Genomic DNA, 1,675 nt, shown 5'->3' with positions numbered 1-1,675 from the left:
CGAATTGCAACACGAGGTCAATGAAAACAATGCCGAAAGAATAGAAGCCGAGTTTGGGGATGTCCTTTTTTCAATGATCAACTATGCCCGTTTTCTAAAAGTTGACCCGGAAAGTGCCCTGGAACGCACCAATAAAAAATTCATCAAACGCTTTCAATACCTGGAAGAAAAAGCCAAAGCAGTCAACAAACCCCTCAGGGAAATGACACTGGCTGAAATGGATGTGTTCTGGGAAGAGGCAAAAAGGTTTTAAAATTTGGATTAATAGAATTCTTGTTAATTTATAGTTTACTGTTTACAGTAAATAGTAAACTAAATTTATTTTTTAATTTACAATGAATATTAAAGATAAAATCAACCAACTTCGTGAAGAACTGCATCAGCACAATTATAATTATTATGTGCTTGATGCCCCGGTAATATCTGATTTTGAGTTTGACCAAATGCTCAAAAAGTTGCAGCATCTGGAAGAACAACATCCCGAGTTTTTTGATCCCAATTCACCCACACAAAGGGTAGGAGGTGCCGTTACCAAAAACTTTCAAACCGTAATGCACGAATTCCCGATGCACTCTTTGGACAATTCCTATTCTGAAGAAGATTTGCTCGATTGGGAAAAGCGCATTAAAAAGCTGGTTGACGGACACATTCAATACACCTGCGAGTTAAAATATGACGGTGCTTCCATGAACCTGACTTACGAAAACGGAACATTCACAAAAGCAGTCACCCGCGGAGACGGAACACAAGGTGATGATGTCACCAGTAATGTGAAAACCATTCGTTCAGTACCCTTAAAACTGAAAGGTGATTTTCCGCCGAAATTCCATATTCGTGGCGAAATCATTTTACCGCTTGCAGGTTTTTCCAAAATGAACGAAGAACGCCTCGAGGCAGGAGAAGAACCTTATGCCAATCCCCGTAACACGGCATCAGGCAGTTTAAAATTACAGGATAGCGCTGAGGTTGCCCGTCGCCCGTTGGATTGTTTGATGTATGGCATTGTAGGAGAACGATTGCCCATCATTACCCAATTTGAATCCCTTCAAAAAGCCCGTGACTGGGGCTTTAAAGTTCCTGAAGCTTGCGCACTTGCCAATTCCATAGAAGAAGTACTGCAGTTCATCCATCACTGGGATGTTCATCGTCACGAATTGCCTTATGAAACAGACGGTGTGGTGATCAAAGTAAACGATTTGCACCAGCAGGAAGAGTTGGGTTATACCGCTAAATCACCCCGCTGGGCGATAGCATATAAGTTTAAAACCGAACAGGCGGTTACGGTATTGGAGAAGATTACTTATCAAGTGGGAAGGACAGGAGCCATCACCCCGGTAGCCAATTTAAAACCGGTACAACTCGCCGGAACCACTGTAAAGCGTGCATCACTGCACAATGCAGACCAGATTGAAAAACTTGACATTCGCGAAGGCGACACCGTTTATGTGGAAAAAGGCGGGGAAATCATTCCTAAAATAGTGGGTGTGGACTTCAGCAAACGAGACATACACTCACAACCCACACAATACATCACTCAATGCCCTGAATGTCAAACAGTGCTTACGCGAAAAGAAGGTGAAGCCCAGCATTATTGCCCCAATTTTTACGGTTGCCCGCCGCAAATTGTGGGCAGGATTCAACATTTTGTTTCGCGTAAAGCGATGGATATTGAGGG

General features: G+C 42.9%; 2 protein-coding genes. Both read left to right on the top strand.

The window, feature by feature from the left end; genetic code table 11:
* Positions 1–253 (top strand): MazG nucleotide pyrophosphohydrolase domain-containing protein (locus AC6F75_RS09645; protein WP_500714802.1); only part of this gene is annotated, 253 nt, incomplete at its 5' end.
* An 82-nt stretch (positions 254–335) separates the two neighbouring features.
* Positions 336–1,675, top strand: a 1,340-nt coding sequence (ligA, locus tag AC6F75_RS09640; protein WP_500714801.1) for an NAD-dependent DNA ligase LigA, incomplete at its 3' end; no start/stop codon positions are given.

This window comes from Planktosalinus sp. (assembly GCF_059864935.1).
Note: the sequence above shows the minus strand (reverse complement) of the source record. Positions and strands in the feature narration are given on the sequence as shown.